We start from the raw sequence: 17398 nt of genomic DNA, 5'->3' as shown, positions 1-17398 counted from the left end.
AGTAGGCAATGCATGCTCCTGCGATCCTCCGACTGCGACGCCCGACGCGGGCATCAGAACAGTGTCCCCTTTGGCTTGAAGAGGGCGCCAGTTAGGTCGTCGACCTCGATCTCCTCCTGTGCGGCCGGGCTGCTATCGCGATTCTGGGCGATGATCCTTCGGCGCCCATCGTCGGTGTGGCGAGGGCCATCGCCCGGAGGTGGGGTCAGCGGGGAGACGAAGTGGCCGGTGGCCATGGCGTCGTAGGCCGCAAGGACGAGGGTGCGGGTGCGAAACGTGCCGAAGGCCTTCTCCTCGTTCTTGCGAAGGACGAAGAATGAGTCCAAGACGTGCTCGGCCTCGGCACGATTCAGGCCGTAGAGGTGCAGGTACGCCGCGTCCAACTCGGCCCGGATCTGCGCACGCCGCTCGGGGTCCCACCGGAACGGCGGACCATCGTCGTGCAGGTCGTCGGCATAGGGCGCCATGTCCCACGACGTGTACGACAGTTCCAGCACTCGCTCGGCAATCCAGTCCCGCAGCTCGACTGCCGAATCCCATGAGGCGGAGACGCAGTATGCCGTCGGCGGCATCACTGGGAGCTGTTCCATGTTACCAAAGGTGAGGTGTGCGCCGCTGATCTTCTGGCGTGCGGCATAGTCCACGACCACACTCGAGAGATTGGCGTGAAGAGCAGCGAACTCGCGGTTATCTGTCAAGATAATCGGCTCCGTGTGGCCAACCGCGCCGGCAGGAAATACCGATGTGATCACAGTGCGTTCGTTGACGCTCGTCGTTATATCGCGCCAACCCAGCAGCCACTCACGGTTCCAGCGATCACCAAGTCTGTCGTGAACCGCGGAATTAATAAGCCAGTATTGCGGCCATGCTACCAAATCCGGGTCGCCATGTTGGTCATCATTTAGTCGCGGCAGGGTCCCCTTGTTAAGTTGCGCCTGCGTCGCCGCTTCGTAGGTCGCATACCGGTGATCGTACAAGTGCAACATCTTGCCCTCAACAAGAGGAAGCATCCGCTCATTGCCGCGAACGAAGGCGTCACCTTCCTCGGTCCAGCCATCCTGGCGTAGTTGCTTCTCTGTCCGGAAGTGCGACGAGTCGTTGGCCATGTCGAACATGCGGAGGAACGAGACGCCCCATGGGTTCTCGTCGCCATTGACGAGGACCGGGACGCGGCGGTGGATGCCGATGGTGATCTCGGCGTCGGTGCGGGAGCGGAAGACCGGCAGCGTCCCGCTGTTCGGGTTAACCAGCAGAATCTCGTCAGGCAGCAGGACGAACCGCCGCTCCGGCAGATCCTGCAGGTGCCGGGTCGAAAAGGCTAGCGATGTATGGGAAAGCCGGAGGCCGCCGGTGGCACATAGCACTGCGAAACGGAACTTATTGGTAACGCCCGAAAAGATCTTCGCCTCGTTCTCGAAGTCGAGAAAGCCGGCGAGGGTCGATGTCTCAACCAAGTGTCGGAAGAAGGGCGCAGTAGTATCACCGGTCGCGATGTTGGTTGGGAGGACGACACCTGCTCGGCCATGCCGGGCGGTGATGGCAAGATCGTGCTCCGCGAAGAGCTGGAACGTGTTGATGTCGCCGTGTCCGGTCAGCGGGTAGCGGCCCGAGTCATGACCGAACCCGCTTCCGATGTCGGCGGCGCGGAGCGCGCGTTGGTACTCGTCCCAGAGTGGTGGACGTTCATCCGGCAGCGTGGCGATCAGCTTCTTACGGGCCGCGGCGTTCGGGGCGTCGGCGATCTCGGGGGCGCGGGTCGCGAAGAACTCCTCGTCCTGGAGCTTGACCCGTTCCCACGGCGGGTTGCCGAGTACGCAGGCGAACCCGCCAGGGAGGATCTCGGGGAACTCCAGCGGCCAGTGGAAGAAGCGGTGGCTCTCCCGAAGCTCGGTAAGCTCCTTGATCTGCTCTCTGGTGAGTGCGGCGGCACCGTCCTCGCGGATTCTGATGATGGTCTCGGCGGTGGGCGGCGGCGGATCGGCGCGTAGGTCTTCCGGCCCCAGCGGAGTGACCTTGTTCTTGACCCGTTCTTCGCTCCGGCGGACGGCGTCCGGGTCGAGCCGGTGGGGCCAGGCGAACGTGGCGCACCAGGCGTCGGCGGCGAGCCGCTCGCGCAGCATCGTCCCGTCGGACTCGGCCTTCGCCCACGCGTTCTTCTTCTGGTGGACGGCGGCCAGGCTGTCTTCAGGCAGATCCGCGACCTGCCTGAAGGCTGACCGCCACTCGCTGTGGATACCGAGGGCGAAGAGCGAGGACTCGGGGTTCTCCATCGCCTTGCGCTCGGCGCGGTTGCGCTTGCGGTAGTGAGCGACCTGGGCCTTGTCGTCTCCGACCTTGGCGGTGAACGCCTCGTCGGGCAGGGCAAGCCGGACGAGTTCGATCTTGTCGCCGACGCGGGCGCCGTCGAGCAGCGGGTCGCCCGCTTCCGGGGCGGCGATCAGCTTCGGGTCGAGCAGGCTGTCGCCGATCAGCGCGTTGCCGACCTTGACGTGGGCGTCGAGGAAGGACAACGGCCGGCCGGGGTCGAGGGCTTCGAGCCAGAGGGCGACCTTGGCGAGTTCGGCGGCCATGGGGTTGAGGTCGACGCCGTAAATGCAGTGCGCGACGACGTCGCGCATGGCGGTCTGGGTGGCGGCGACCGGAGGTTCGGCTTCGCCGGTGCGGACGGCGGCGAGGCGGCGGGCGATCCGGCGGGCGGCGGCGGCGAGGAAGTGGCCGGAGCCGCACGCCGGATCGCAGACGGTGACGGCGAGGAGGGCCTTCTCCCTCTCTTCCGCCGTCGTGCCGGACTTCTCGGCGTCGTCGAGTACCGGGTCGAGTGCCTCGTCGAGGAGGATTTCGACGAGGCCAGGCGGGGTGTAGTAGCTGCCGGTGGTCTTGCGGTCGTGGCCGGCGGCGACGTCGAGGATGAACTCTCCGCTTGCCACGTCGTACTGGGGGACGAGTTCGAGGAGGGACTCGTAGATGCCGCCGAGTTCTTCGGCGCCGAGGTTGCGGTAGTCGACCTGGCGGGGCAGGCCGGAATCGTCGCGGGTGACAGACAGCGCGCGTACCGCGGCGAGCAGGTCGGCGTTGGTGATTGTCGCGGCGCCGAGTGGGCCGAGTAGTTCGGGCTCGTAGATGCCGCCGAGACCGGGCAGTCCAAGCTCGGGCCGGCCCTGTTCGTCGCCGAGGCCGGCGAGGACGAGTTGGTGGGCGGTCCACAGGTCGTGGTGGCGGGCGCCGGAGACGCCGGAGCGGCGGCGGGAGAGCCGTCGGAGCCGGTCGGTGGAGAAGAACCGGGTGTAGGTGTCGCGGGCGGTCGGAGTGGCACCGGATGGGTGGAGCAGGTCGCGGTCCTCGGCGACGAAGAGGACGAGTAGCTGGTAGACGACGCGGAGCAGCAGCCGGTAGTACTCGCGGCTGGGCAGTGTGCCGTCGGCGAGGGCGGCGCGCAGAGCGGTGTTGTCCGGATGACGGAGGAAGCCGCGGCCAAGGGTGACGAGTGCCTGGCTGACGCCGTCGCGCAGCGCGGTCAGGGCGCGGGTACCGCGGCTGATGCCTTCGGTGCGCCACCTTTCAAGCCAGCAGGTGTCGGGGCGGGCATCGCTGTCGGGGCGGGGCTCGACCCGGCTGGCGTGGGCGACGAGCCAGAGCAGGGCGAAGTCAGCGAAGACCTCGCCGTCGAACATCGCTTCGAGGTCGAACTCGACGTAAGCCTGGCGGACGAGCGAGGCCGAGTCGCGCAGCAGCCGAAGCCTCAGCCCATTGGAGACGAAGCCCCAGAGCAGGTCGGGTGCCCGGTTGAGCAGTTCCTGGACCATGGAGTGAGGCGCGGACGCGGCGGCGCCGGCGACACCCGCGGTGCGGTGGTCGAGGCTGATCCCAGCGCCGAGCAGGTGGATCGGGCTCTTGCCCCACAGATGAGAGACTGGATAGCTCTTGCTACCTGCGGACCCGTCGACGGCGATACCGCCGGCTGGCGCGGTTGGTAGACGGCCGTAGCCCAGCTCGGTGAATAGGACCTGGAGCCAGCGCCGGGTGGGCGTCGTCTCGGTGCCAAGAACCGGCCCCGCTGGGACGACTCGGCGGAAGTCAGCCCACGCCGCTTGAAGCCTGGTGAACGATCGGTTCGCCGCCTCGCGGAGAGTTTCCTTGTCGACCAAGCCGTAGTCGGCCGGGCGGAGGCCGGACAGGTCGCGGCCGGCGGCGACGGCAATCAGCGCGTCGGCGGGCAGCAGGCCGCCGACAGTGCGGACAGCGGTGAAGGCGCCGACGATTCCGGCAGTACGGGCGCCTCGCGCGGACGGGAGCGGAGTGGTCATGACTGGGCCGCCGGAAGGTGCAGGTAGACGCCGAGGATGTCGGCGGGGCGTTGGGCTTTGACGGTCAGGCCGCGGCGGACCAGGTTGCCGGTCGAACCCGCGGCTTCGCGGACGCGGCGGTGGCTCGCCAGCAGGTCGGCGGCGAGCTGGTCGCCGACGTCGTCGAGGTGGCCGGTGACCGCGTCGAGCCGGTTGATCACGCGGCTGATATCGGCGGCGGCGAGGTCGCGGGGGTAGTTCGCGGCGGGACGGGCGTCGAGCTGGGCGGCGATGGCCTGTTCGTCGAGCCAGGTCGGGTCGGCGGGGGTGCCGGTGAAGGCGAGGATGCGGGCCTCCTCGGCGACGAGTGGCCGGATGCCTGCCCGGCCGGGCAGGGCGAGGTGAAGCCGGTAGCGGACGAGCAGCAGAGTGGTGCGTTTGTCGACCGCCTTGGTCACCATGACGCCGCAGCGGCGGGCCGGGCGGTCGGGCTCGTCGATGCCGACGGGGTCGAGCGCGGTGTCGAGGACGTAGCGCGCGAGGGTCTCGACCGTCGCGTCGGTGCGGGTGAGGACGACCTCGCCGGGCGCGGCCGGCAGCGACGGGGTGAGCAACAGATCGTCCACAGCCGTGCTGGTGGACCGCCGGCCGGGACGGCCACGGCGAGCGTCGAGGATTTCTCGGCTGATCTCGTCGCGCAGGGTCGGCGGGAGGCCGGCTGTGACCACGTTGAATCGCCCGTCGCCGCGCGGGTGCGCAGGAGACCGAAGCGACCCGAACGCGCCGAGAGTGAACATCCGGACCTCGTCCGGCCCACCGAGGCTGCCTCGGATCGCCTCGACCTCGCGGGCGACCTCCTCGGGGCGGATCTGTTCCTGGGCAAACAGGCTGCGGGACCGTCGTTCGCGTTCGGCGGCTGAGGTCCAGCGGGCGAGCAGGTCCGCGCGGGCCGCCTCGCCGATCCCTTCCAGCTCCATTTGGCCGGGCGCGGTCCTCGTACTGAGCAGCCCTTCGAGGACGGCTGACAGGACGGTGTCCGAGTCGACGGGGACGGGGACGGAGACGCCGGTGTCGCGGCGGATCGCGGCGTGGCGGCGGAGCAGCACGTCGAGGACGAGCCGGTCGATGGGGTTGTCGGCGCCGAAGTAGGTGACGGCGTGGACGACCCGAGCGGGCTGATTGAACCGGTCTACGCGGCCCTCGCGCTGTTCGTGGCGGGTCGGGTTCCAGGACAGGTCGTAGTGGACGACGGCGGAGAAGTGCTGGTGAAGGTTGATGCCCTCTGACAGGCAGTCGGTCGCGACAAGCACCCGCTTCCTCGTGTCAGCGCTGCGCTCGGCGAGATCGGCGACGGTGGCGGCGCGGTCGTCGGGTGGTTGCTGGCCGGTAACGGCGGCGACCTCGACGCCGGCGAAGCCCTTGGCCTCGCGCAGGGCGTTCGCGAGGTAGGTGGCGGTGGCGATGTAACGGCAGAAGACGACGACGGCGTCGCCGCCATCAAGGAGTTTCTTGACGATCTCGATGCCGCGGGCGAGTTTCGCGTCGTTCTTGGGCCCGTACAGCTTCTCCGCGGCCTTCGTCATCTCGGCGAGGCGGCGCTTGGAGGCGTCGAGCTGGGCGCCGGGGCTGGTGTCGGCGCCGTCGACCGAGGCCGCGTCGGTGAGGTCGAGGACGGTCGCCTCGCCGATCGCGTCGGCGTCGGCGACGTCCTCGGCGTCGGCGAACCCGCCGCGGTTGCGCAACGTCTCGACCGCGGCGGCCGGCGACGAAGCGAGGGCGCGCAGCAGCGCGAGGACGGACCACCAGCGAACCCGCTGGGCGACCTTGCCGCCCGACGGGTCGGTGACGCTTTCGCGGGCGTAGGCGAGGACGTCGTCGAACAGGTCCTGGTAGGCGCCGGTGAGCTGGTAGGACTCCTCGGCCGTCTGCCGGTCCGGGAACTCCGTCGTCTCCTGGAGCGACGTGCCTTTGAGGTACTCGCGGATGTCGGCGCGTTGCCGCTGGATCAGGTGGCGGGCGATCCGCTCCCGGTCGCGGCGGCGTGCGTCACCGGACAGGTCGTCAGGTAGGTCGGTCAGCGCCGGGTCGAGCAGTCCGAGGAGGGCGCGGAAAGCGGCCGTCTTCCCGCTGTGCGGGGTCGCGGTCAACAGCAGCAGGTGGCGTTCCGGGTTGGCGGCGATGCCGGTGAGCAGGGCCTGGCGCTGCTGGGTCGCGCGGCCAGTCGCGTTCGCGCCGTCGTCGGCGGCGACACAGGTGTGGGCCTCGTCGACGACCACCAGGTCGGGGCAGGCGCGGAGGAACTCGTCGCGGCGGCGGGCCGACTTGATGAAGTCGGTCGAGACGATCGTGTACGGGTGATGCTCGAAGAGCGACTCACCCGGCGGCAGGTCGCGTTCGAGGCGGCCGGCGGTCGAAGCGAGGACCAGCGTGGTCCGCAGGCCGAACTTCTCCGCGAGCTCGTCATGCCACTGCTGGGCCAGCGCCGGCGAGCACAGCACGGTGAACCGGCTGGCGCTGCCCTGGGCGAGCAGCTCGGCGACGATCAGCCCCGCCTCGACGGTCTTCCCGATGCCAACACCATCGGCGATCAGGAGCCGGACCGTGTCCATCCGCAACGCCATCAGCAGCGGCACCAGCTGATAGGAGCGCGGCGTGACCGCCAGTCCGGCGAGGCTGCGGAACGGGCCGCCAGACGAGCGGAACCCGAGGCGCAGCGCCGAGCGCAGTAGCCGAGCGCTCGCGGCGTCACCCAGGTCGGACGCGTCCGGTCGGGGGAACCTCGCCGCCTCGACCGGTTCCAGCGAGGGGAGCACCCCGGCGACCTCGTCCTCGGTGCCGCCCAGTGGGCGCAGCAGCATCAGCTCTGCGGTGGTGCCTGGCAGCACGACCCACTCGCGCCCACGGGCGCGCACCAGCGAACCGATCGCGAACGGGCTCGGGGCTGTCTCGGCCGTAGTGGTCATGCGGCTACTCCGGGGCCGAAGACACTGGGAAACCTTGCCACCTGCGCCGCCCACTCCTGTTCCGGTCCGATCTCGATCACACTCCAGTTGAGCGCCGCCAGCCGGTCTGCCGTGCCAGCGTCCACCGGCTCGTCGGCGGCGCTCTGCCGGACGAAGACAGCGATATCGCCGTAGTCGGACCGATACCACAGGTCGAGCCGGGCATCGGCCTCGGCGACCAGCGCGCCAACCTCGTCAGGCAGCCGATGACCGCGGTCGCGCAGCCAGTCGATGAACGCCTCCGTCGCTGCCATAGGCACCCAAGCCAGCCCGGCGCTCGGCCCGTCCGGCCCGGTAGGCGACTGCGCAACCGTCAGCGCGGGCCGCCGCGTCGGCGCAGCCCTCTGGGCCAGGGCAGGTTCCGCGAGGCCGGTGGAGCTGTCAGCGAGGGCGAGCAGGAGAGGCCGGGCGGCGAACCGGTCAAGCAGCTCGTGCTCGGGCTGGTTTCCATAGGAGAGCAGGCAGTCGTAGCAGGCTTTTGCGCAGCGCTCGTCCACCCCCTCGGGGGCGTTGTTGTCGGACCCGTCGAGACCGAAGTGCAGCAGGTCCAGCGCGGTGCGGGCGACGGTGCTGAGGGCGCCGTCGTCGGCCAGCAGCTGGCGCAGCACGCCGGCGCCGCCCTCGGCCGACTCGTAGAGCAGGATGCGCTCGCGGTCACGCACGGTCGGCAGCGCCTCGGCGGCCAGCTCAGAGTCCTCCAGGTCGTAGACGGCTTGGATCGCCCGCTTGAGCGCGTACTGCAGGCTTGCCAGCGCCGCGTCCCGCTCGTTCCACGACATCGGACCCTGCCAGTCGAGGACGAGCGCGTTGCGCCTGTCCGTAACGAACGGGATGACCAGCTCGCCACGCACCGGAGCGTCGGACGAAGCACTGGCCGTGATGTCATCGGGTTCGGTCGGTTGGTCCTTGCGCCGTGCCCATCGGCCGGTCGCGGCGTCGAGCCGGTAGCCGGTTGGTTCCTTCGACCTGCGCCGCTTGAGGCCGATGTTCAGCCGGCGAAGCTCGGCGGCGCCGGCGTAGAGGAGCCGAGCCAGAACCGCGCCGTCCGGCGCCGTCGCGTGCGCCTCGAACCGCGGGTCGGCGCCGTCGGCCGGCAGGGACACCGCGGTGCGGATGTCGTAGCCCTGGCGGCGGCGCTCCTCCTCGTCCGAGCTGATCCGCGACCGCCGCACGGTGCTTGCCGTCGTCATGCGCAGCAGGTTCGTCATCGCCGCCGGCAGCTCGTCCCCGCACGACACGCAGACGTCGTCGGTGGACGGATGCCACGAGCCGCACCTGCCGCAGACCTTCATCGACTCGAGGTCGAGCCGCGGCTGGCCGCCGGTGTCGCCGCGCAGTGCCCGGGCGACCTTCGTGACTTCGTAGCGGGCGCCCTCGTGGTAGACCAGCGCACCCGGGCCGAACTCGCTGATCGCCAGGAATCGGGGGCGGGAAAGGTAGTCGCCCTCGACCTGCTTGCCGCGCTTCGCGGGGATGAAGGCGGACACCGGCAGCCGCGGGAAGCTGTAGCCGGGCAGGAAGCCCTCGGAGGCCAGGTAGCGGTAGGTGTAGAAGTCCGACTGGTAGAGCGACGTGCTGGAATTCCGCAGCAGGTTCAGCCGCGCCGACGCCTCCCGGTGACGGCTGTGCGCGTCAGCGAGCGCCTTCCCGGAGGTCGTCACATCCTTGATCAACCGGTTGGCTTCGTCCAGCTCCCGCTGCGCGTCGCGGTACAGCGTCCGCCACCGGTCACAAGCCTGGTTGAAGTTGTCCAATGCCCCGCGGATCGTCCGGTCGACCCATTCCTCGTCGTACCAGGGCGCGTCGTCGACGATCTCCGGGGTCTCGGCGAGCACCCGGCGAACCCGGCCGGCCGCGCGCCGCGCGGCGTCCTCGTCGGACAACATCGCGACGACCTCGGGCAGCAACTTCAGCGACGGCTCGTCGCCGGCGGCCTCCAAGACGCCGACCAGCGAATTGCCGAGCGGCTCGGCAGTGCACTCGGCCAGCCAGATCGCCTGCACATGTGAGGTGACCAGGTCCTGGTTCGACAAGTCGATCCGCGGCGGGGCGACGGCCCCGGCGACCATCTTCCGCGACCGGGCGAAGTAGTACTGGTCATGCGCGCTACCGGTCGTGCAGTAGGTGACAACCAACGCCGGCTGGCTTTGCCGGCCCGCGCGGCCGGACCGCTGGGCGTAGTTCGCCGGCGTCGGCGGCACGTTGCGCATCATCACGGCGTTGAGCGACGAGATGTCGACGCCCAGCTCCATGGTCGGCGAGCAGAACATCACCGGAAGTCTGGCGTCTCGGAAGGCGTGCTCCCGCTCCTCGCGGAGCGGGGCGGGCACCTGGGCGGTGTGCTCGGCGGAGAACAACCCGGCCAACTCGCGGGCCCGGTCTTGGTAGAGCTCGACGAAGTACCGGTTCGGCTGGCCGCCGTCGCGGCCGGTCGTGATCCGCAGCGGGTCCGGTGCCCGCTTCTTCCCATCACCGGCCTTCCACACCAGCGCGGAGGCCTTCAGCTGGTAGCCGACGCCGTCGGCGTCCTTCTTGCCGGCCTGGCCGCCCGCCTGCCAGTTGCGGCCTCGGCGTTCGGAGGATTCGGCGACCGGGTGCAGGATGCCGTAGCCGTCCTCGCCCGTGTCCGGGTCGCCATCGGAGAGGACCTTCAGGATTCGGCCGATCTCCACCTCGGCGTCGTCGACCGACCACGGGTGGCCCGTCAACCGGTGCAATTCCCGGCGCAGGTAGCGGCCATACGCCGACCGGCCCGAGACGTACTGGTCGTCTCGCAGCTCGTGCTTCCGCTTCGCCCGAGGCAGCAGCCGCGGCGCGACGAAACGGTCGCTGTCCTCCAGCCTCCACTGCTCGTTCAGATGATCGGCCGCCATGGTCTGCGTCTTCTCGAAACCCTCGTCCGTCAGCGCCTCCGTGCGCACCGACAGGCCACGGCGCATCTCGTCGAGCAGAACACTGATCAGCCTTTCCCGGACGGACACCGCCAGCCCCGCCAGCGAGGTGCCTTTCCAGGCGTCGTCGTCCGCCGTCGCCTCGTCGAGGTCGCGGTAGCCGACCACCAGCAGCCCCGCCTGCTCCAGGTTCGGCATCGTGATCCGGACACCACGCTGAAGATCCAGGTAGAGCCGTTGCTCCACCACCCGGCGCAGCGCCTGGTCAGCGTTCTCCCGCTGCGACGAGCCCTTTGCCCGGGGCGCTTCGGCGTACCGCTCGCGCGGCAGCGCCATCGCCTCGACAACCCGCCGTGGCAGATCGTCATGGGTGAGACCTGTCGGTCCCGCCGCCTCGCAGGCGCGATAGAGCGCGGCCCGGATCAGGCTCACCTGGACGAAGTCGTTGAAGTGACCCGCCTGAAGCGACGCGTCCTGCCGGTTGTCCGTGAACGCCAGCAGCTTGCGCGCCTCGGCGTCCAAGTCCTCATCAGCCCGCAACACCCGCAGCAGGCTGGAGCTCAGCACCGTCGTCGCCGAGCTGCGGCCCTCCGAGCCCAGGCTCGACAACTTCGAGAAATCCTGCTGGCGGGGCGACTCGTAGGACACCCGGCACCCCGGGTTCAGACAGAACCGGAACGGCGCCCGCACGAACGCGGCCGTGATCCCCTCCCCGGCGCCACCGGCGGTGTCGTCGAGCTGGCGACCGTCCGACGCGACCCGGACGATCTCGGGCAGCTGGTCGCGCCGGTTCTTCGGCAGCGACCCATCGGGGTCCAGCCACGACTCGGGCAGCCGGTCCTTGACCGCGTCGGCGCCCCGAGGCCAGGGGCTCGCGGTGGAGACGTAGAGGTAGCCGCCGTGCTCGTCGTCCTCGGCCTCGTTCAACCCGCCGTCCGTCTTGAACCGACCGGCGACGTGGGTGACCTCGAGGTACTCCTGGCCGCACTCCCGGCAGAAGACCAGCGGTACGAGGATCGCTTCCGGCTTCTCCGGATGCACCAGCTGCCGGCGGGTCGTCACATGGCGGACGTCCTCGGCCTCCAGTGACACGTAGACCGTGTCACCCTTCCCGACGAACTGGTGCAGCCGGAACGCGAACATCGGCCGGTCGAACTCGTCACGCTGATCGCTACCCGCCAGCAGCGTCGCCCGCAACGCCTCTTCGCAAGCTTGTTGCGGCCGGGAGGTCAGGGCGGCGAGGTCGGCGGCGACCTGCTGCAGGGTGCGGGGCTTGCGGCGTACCAGGCGCAGCGAACCGTCCGGCAAGACATCGCCGGGCCCGGGCTTCTCCGGCTTGTCGAGGCCGAACTGGCTTTCCGCCCAGCTCGCCAGGGGATCCCCTGCCAGGTCGTCCGGAAGCTGGGTCCGGTTCACAGCCGCGGCGAGCGCGACGGGGTCCGGTGGCAGGTCCGCCGTCGCGCGCCGCAGTGATTCGTCGACGACATGCTTCGGCAGCACCTCCTGGCCGAACAGCCGGGAGGCGGTCTTCGCGATCTCCGCGTGCTGCTCCTCGCGCGTGCCCTCGGTCGACAACGTCGCCGACGTGCCCACGCAACGGACCGCCGGGCTGTTACATGCCTCCCGGACCCGGCGCACCAACATCGCCACGTCGGCGCCCTGCCGACCCCGATAAGTGTGCAGCTCGTCGAGCACCAGGTAGCGCAGCCCGCCCGCGCTGTCGACCAGCCGGCGCCGCTCATGCGGCCGGGTCAGGATCAGGTCAAGCATCACGTAGTTCGTCAGCAGGATGTCCGGCGGGTTCTCCAGGATCCGCCGCCGGTCTTCCTCACTCTCCTGCGATGTGTAGCGCTCGCAGGTCACCCGCGTGTCCTGGCCGATGAAGCCCTTCAACGCCTCGAACTGTGAGTTCGCCAGCGCGTTCATCGGATAGACGATGATCGCCTTGAGGCCGCCGCCCGTGCCGACCTTCAGCACGTGGTCCACGATCGGCACGAGGTACGTCAGGCTCTTACCCGAGCCGGTCCCCGTCGTGACCACGTAGCTCTTCTCGGCCCGGGCCAGCTCCAGCGCGTCACGCTGGTGGCGGTGCAGCCGGATCGGCTTGCCATGGATCTGGAAGATGTCCACGCAACCCGCGTGCAGGACCCCCGCATCCGGGCCCGAGCCGCTGGGGCTGGCAAGGTCGGCGATCTCGCCGCCCGGCTCGAACGCTGGGTTCAACGACAGCCATGCCTCCGGCCACAGCAACCCACCACGGACCGCGTCCTCGACATGCTGACGGATCCGGCTGTCACGGATCGTCAGGAATCCCCGGACAAACTCCTCATAGTCCCGCACCAGCCGCTCACGGACCGCGAACACGTCCACCAGCGCACCCCCGAACCATCCCACCCCGATGTGGACCACACAGTAGTGCGCCGCACCGACAGATCCATATGCGTCCGTATCCAGGGAGTGCCAACGCTATGACTCCGATGGCACGACATCTCTGCGATCATCGCCGATGGCATGATTGGCACGCCGACTCGGGCGGTCCGGGCCGGAGACCGCCTCAGCGAGCGCCACCGCCCGCTGGTGCAGCGGCCGGGCCTCCGCGTCCGACCCGGGTCTCGCTCACTGGCGTCAGGTCGTTCAGCCCGATCGCCGGGGCCGTCGACGTTCTCGATGATCCCCTGTGTGTCGGCGCGGCGGGAGGCCCTCGGCAGCCGACGCAGGCGCCGCCGCCGTCGCCACAGCCAGCCCTTACGGGCGCCGCAACGGCGCCGGCCAGCACGCGGACTGGACGTCACGAGAGTCGACGTCGAATGTTCAAAGGGGGCTATCTCGATACGTAGTTCCCGTCGGGCTGGCGGTTCGCCTCGCCGGTGGCCTTCAACGTTCAGCTCGGCGCCGGTCAGATGACGTCGCCCGGGGATAGTGCACGGCCGGCGGGGAGTTGGTCGGCAAGGTCGCGGACGGCCGGAAGGTGTGTCCAGCCAGGGTTGGCGTGGAGGTGGCGCCAGATCGCGGCGGCGCGGTGGGTGGTGGCGCCGTGGTCTTTGCCGGCGGCGACGGCCAGTGCGTCCTGGATCGCGCCGGCGGCCTGCTCGGGTTCGGGTTTGCTCCGGCGGAGGAACGCGCGGGCGAGCGCGAGATGGGTGCCGGCGAGCGCGACGTGCCGTCCGCTTCCGCCCAGCAGGGTGAGGGCGGTGCGGGCGTGCTTTTCGGATTTCTTGCCGAGGCCGAGGTAGCCGAGCGTCACGGCTGTAAATAGCTCGCACCCCTCCTCGTCAATGGCGTCAGGGCCGGGAAGCGGCTCGCCGGTCCAGATCGTGTTCTGCATGGTGCGCAGCGCGTCGAGAGCGCCGTCGGTGTCGCCGGTGAGCGCGAGTGCGCGGGCGAGTCCGCCGGCGAGGATCGGCGCGATGTAGGGGTGGGCACCGGGCTGGCTTTGCGCGGCGAGCCGGGCTGCGGTCCGGTAATCGCCGGCGAAGAAGGAGACGGCCGAGCGCATGACGGCGACTGACCCGGCGAGCAGGGTGTCGCCGACCGCGTCGGCGTGCTGTCCGGCAAGCACGAGGAACGTCAGCGCGGTCGGGTCGTCGCCCAGGTCGAATGCCAGCTGTCCGCGGTAGTACGCCCACTGCCCGGCAACGAGTTCGACGTCGCGGCGTGCGGTGCCGGATACCCGCGTTTCCAACAGAGCCTCGGCCTCGTCCCAGGCATGTTCGACCGGTGCGACGAGCTCGGCGTGCGGGGTGACGGCGTAAAGGGTCGCGAGTCGGTGGATGCCGTGTTGGAGTTGGGCGAGCGTCAGCGGGTCGGGTGTCGAGGTGGCGATGGCGCGGGAGATGCTGGCCGCGCGGGCGGCGGGGTCGACCAAGGCGCCGGCAGTCGCGGCGGTCGCGGCGGTGGCGGCGATGACGCCGGCGTTGAGTAGGTCTCGGCGGCGCGTGGGGATCGCCTCCTCGTCCTCGGCGGGCGGGGCGGTTCCATCGTCACCCGCGAAGCGGCCTGTCGTCGTCCCGTTTGCGGGAATAGACCCGGCGCGCGGCGGGCCGTCGGGTGGGCCGAGGAGGGTGGCCGCGTCGTCGCCGAACATCGCTTCCAGCACGCGGCAGGACACCGGGTAGGGCAGGGACGGGATGTTGCCGCTGACCCAGCGGGTGGCCTGGCGGTAGGAGATGGCGTGGTCGCGGCTGTCGGGGCCGGCGCGGCGGGCGGCCTTGTTGAACTCCTTGACGAAGCGTTCGACGGTCAGGCCGCGTTCGCGCAGGCGCAGGGCGAGCAGGGTGCGGGGCGGGTCGTCCTGGGGCATGGCCGCCTCCCTCGGGGAATCCGACGTAGCAGGTCAGGCCCCATGATCCGGACATTCGGCCGATCTGTCACGACGCCACCACGCGCCGTCCCGAGACGTCGGTAAGACGTCCGCCAAACGGCGGGAACACGGCGATCCAGCCATCCCAAGACGGCGGCCCGACAGCGCAAGACGGCGGGATGACGGGCGAGACGACCCCAGCGCCGGCCGGCCACGGTCGCCGGGTACGCCATCGCCGAGGTGTCGGTGGCGACGGCGGGCGGCCCCCGGTGATCGTGGCCGCGGCCCACCGCCCAGCTGGCGCGGGCCGTCGCGGCTGGTAGCGCGCACCACAGGTCTTGTGGCACGCCACCAGTCGGGTTCGTCAGCCCGATGGGAGGCCCGATGACGCCCCTGATGATCGACCTCGACGGCGCCGGCTACGGCCCGCTGCCCGCCGACCTGGAACCGGTGCGGCTACCCACCCGACCTGGCGTCCTGCTCGACGCCGCGCCGTGGCCGGACTGGATCCCGGCAGGCCACCAACCCATCGACACCGCCGCCTGGCGGGCCGCCCAGTCAGCCGGCGCGCGCGTCGCCGTCGCCTGCCCCGCACTGGCCTCCCCGAGGCAGATCATGCTCGCCCTCGCCGTCGGCCGGCTCCTCGCCGACCAGCGACGAGCCGCCGCCGGCACCGACCTGGTCCCACTGGTGACCTGCCCAACCCGACCCCGCTGCACCTGGGAATCCGGCGCCGTCGTCGTCCCCCACCCGGTCACCGTCCTGACCTGGGAAGATGCACAGCTACGCGTCGTCTGGGAGATCACCCACCGGGAGAAGATCACCGCCTGGCGCGCCAGCCTGACGCCGATCACCCTCCCGCCAGCGGCGGTGCCGGCGTGAGCACCGCGACGGCCACGCCGCGCCCAGCTGTCGGCTACGTCTGCGTCCCCCACGCCGACGAGGACCGGATCAACGGTCTCGACGGCCAGCTCACCGCCCATGCCCAGCGCACCGGCCTCGACCTGATCGAAGTGTTCGTCGACCGCGACACCACCACCAACCAAAGCGACCGGCCCGGCCTCGCACTCGCCGTCGACACGATCGCCCTCCACCCAGACACACTGCTCCTGATCCCCGACCTGTCACACCTACCCACCACCCCAGCCTCCGGGGCGGAGGTCGACGAGCGGTTCACCACCGTCGTCCACGAGATCCGCACCGTGAACCCCAACGGCACCGGCCCCTCGGCCGAGGCCGACGCCCCACCACGGCCGAGCCGACACCACCGGGCCGGACGGGCCGAGCCCGGCTGACTGCCGAGGCCCTGTTCGAGGTGACCATCGGCCCACGGCCTGGCGCCGGCCACCGGGCTCCGCGAAGGCACCCCCCGCCGCTACCCCATCGAGTTCCGCCGCCAGGCCACCACCACCGCCTGATCTCCCTCCCACGGACGAGGGCAACCCTCCAGCTTCTGGCCACCACGCATCGCGCAGGCCATCGCCGCGGCCCTCGTGCGGGGCATCGCCGCCGATTGGAACTCGGCTGAAGGCGATGCCCCGCGCGATGTCCCCGGCGATGTCGTCACCGGGTGCGATGCCGGGAAGGTGGCTCGCACGGCGACCGCGAGGGCGGCCCTCGCGCTCACCCGCCTGTGAAAAACCGACGAGCATCGACCAACCCATACATATCCTGAACGAATGAACGAACGAATGGATGTCGCAGACCGGACGGTCTGCGCGTATCCGGGGTGCGGCCAGCCAGCCGCGCCGCCGCCGGCGACCGGCGGGCCGGCGCCGCGGTACTGCGCCCGGCCGGACCACACCGCGCAGACCGCGTTCCGCGCCCGCCGCTCCCGCAAGCCCGCCCCCGCGCCGGCGGAGCCGGCCGGCGCCGAACGGCCGGCGAGCCTCGCCGGCGCGTCGCTGCGGTCCACGGTCGACCGGCTCGCCGAACTGCTCGCCGACTTCGAGGCGGCGGCCGGCGCCGCACGGGAACTGCTCGGGACCGCGACCGACCCGGAGACCGTCGCCGCCGAACTCGCCGCCGTGCGCGCCGAGGCACTCAAGACCGTCGCCGACGCAGAGGTCGCGTTGGCCGCGGAGCAGCAGGCCAGGCTGACCGCCGAAGACGCCACCACCGAGATGCAGGCAGAACTCGAAGCCGCCCGCGCCGAGACCGCCCAGGCCCGTCAACAGGCCGCGGCCGCGACAGAACAGGCGACGGACCAGGCCCGCCGGGCGCAGGCCGCCGACGGCCGCGCCGCCGACGCCACCCGCCGCGCCGACATCGCCGACGCCGCCCGCGACGCGGCCCTCGCCGACCGGGACGCCGCCCTCGCGGACCGCGACCAGGCCCGGCGCGCCGCCGAAGCCGCCGGGCACCGCGCGGACATCGCCGAAACCCAGGCCGCCCACCTGCGCACCGACCTCGACCGCGCCACGGCCCACATCCAGGCCGCCGAAGCCGACCGCGACCAGGCCCACCACGCCCGCCAGGAAGCGGAACGGCAGCTCGCCGCCGCCCGGATCGAGGAATCAACCGCCAGGCAGACGGCCGAGATCGCCAGGCTGCGCACCGAGACCACCGAACAGCTCCTCGCGGCGGCGCAGGAAACCGTCGCCGCCCACCAGGCCCGCGCCGACCAGGCCCTCGCGCATCTCGACGCCGCCCGCGCAGAGGCCCGCGACGCCATCGACCGGGCCGCCCGCGCCGACACCGCCCGCCAGACCGCCGAAACCGCCCGTGACGACGCCCGCGCCGAACTGGCCTCGCTGATCAAGCAGACCAGCCGGGCACCAGCCGACGAACCGCTGGACGAGCCGACACCATGACGGCAGGCCCCGCCTGGCCGCGCCCGCAATGACGCAATGAAAGGAACGCCGGCGACAATCGTCACCTCGTCGTAGATGCCCCGCACTGTTCCTGGCGCATGACGCTCCG

At 70.6% G+C, this 17398-nt stretch carries 7 protein-coding genes; 3 read left to right on the top strand and 4 right to left on the bottom strand.

Annotated features, from left to right (window positions below):
* Positions 1 to 53: 53 nt before the first annotated feature.
* The 4 genes from I6A81_RS07675 to I6A81_RS07660 all read right to left on the bottom strand — a co-directional run bounded on the left by I6A81_RS07675 (position 54) and on the right by I6A81_RS07660 (position 14476).
* Positions 54 to 4304, bottom strand: a complete 4251-nt coding sequence (locus I6A81_RS07675) for an Eco57I restriction-modification methylase domain-containing protein (RefSeq protein ID WP_202999569.1) — start codon at positions 4302 to 4304, stop codon at positions 54 to 56.
* Positions 4301 to 7246, bottom strand: a complete 2946-nt coding sequence (locus tag I6A81_RS07670) for a helicase-related protein (protein WP_202999570.1) — start codon at positions 7244 to 7246, stop codon at positions 4301 to 4303. The genes I6A81_RS07675 and I6A81_RS07670 overlap by 4 nt, the downstream gene beginning before the upstream one ends.
* Entirely contained in the window at positions 7243 to 12546 is a 5304-nt protein-coding gene (locus tag I6A81_RS07665; RefSeq protein ID WP_202999571.1) for a DEAD/DEAH box helicase, read from the bottom strand. The genes I6A81_RS07670 and I6A81_RS07665 overlap by 4 nt, the downstream gene beginning before the upstream one ends.
* Positions 12547 to 13072: 526 nt before the next feature.
* A complete protein-coding gene (locus I6A81_RS07660) occupies positions 13073 to 14476 on the bottom strand; it encodes a hypothetical protein (RefSeq protein WP_202999572.1) in 1404 nt (467 codons plus the stop codon).
* A 384-nt stretch (positions 14477 to 14860) separates the two neighbouring features.
* Between I6A81_RS07660 and I6A81_RS07655 the strand changes: the two genes are divergently transcribed.
* The 3 genes from I6A81_RS07655 to I6A81_RS07645 all read left to right on the top strand — a co-directional run bounded on the left by I6A81_RS07655 (position 14861) and on the right by I6A81_RS07645 (position 17289).
* Positions 14861 to 15358, top strand: a complete 498-nt coding sequence (locus tag I6A81_RS07655; protein WP_238428194.1) for a hypothetical protein — start codon at positions 14861 to 14863, stop codon at positions 15356 to 15358.
* Positions 15355 to 15771: a recombinase family protein gene (locus tag I6A81_RS07650; RefSeq protein WP_202999573.1), complete on the top strand. Its 417-nt coding sequence runs from the start codon at positions 15355 to 15357 to the stop codon at positions 15769 to 15771. The genes I6A81_RS07655 and I6A81_RS07650 overlap by 4 nt, the downstream gene beginning before the upstream one ends.
* Before the next feature lie 384 nt (positions 15772 to 16155).
* Positions 16156 to 17289 (top strand): coiled-coil domain-containing protein, encoded by a 1134-nt coding sequence (locus tag I6A81_RS07645; RefSeq protein ID WP_202999575.1) that lies wholly within the window; start codon positions 16156 to 16158, stop codon positions 17287 to 17289.
* Positions 17290 to 17398 lie beyond the last annotated feature (109 nt).

The organism is Frankia nepalensis, assembly GCF_016786325.1.
Classification (GTDB): Bacteria; Actinomycetota; Actinomycetes; order Frankiales; family Frankiaceae; genus Pseudofrankia; species Pseudofrankia nepalensis.
The sequence above is the reverse complement of the archived record's forward strand: the minus strand, read 5'-3'. Positions and strand labels throughout refer to the sequence as shown.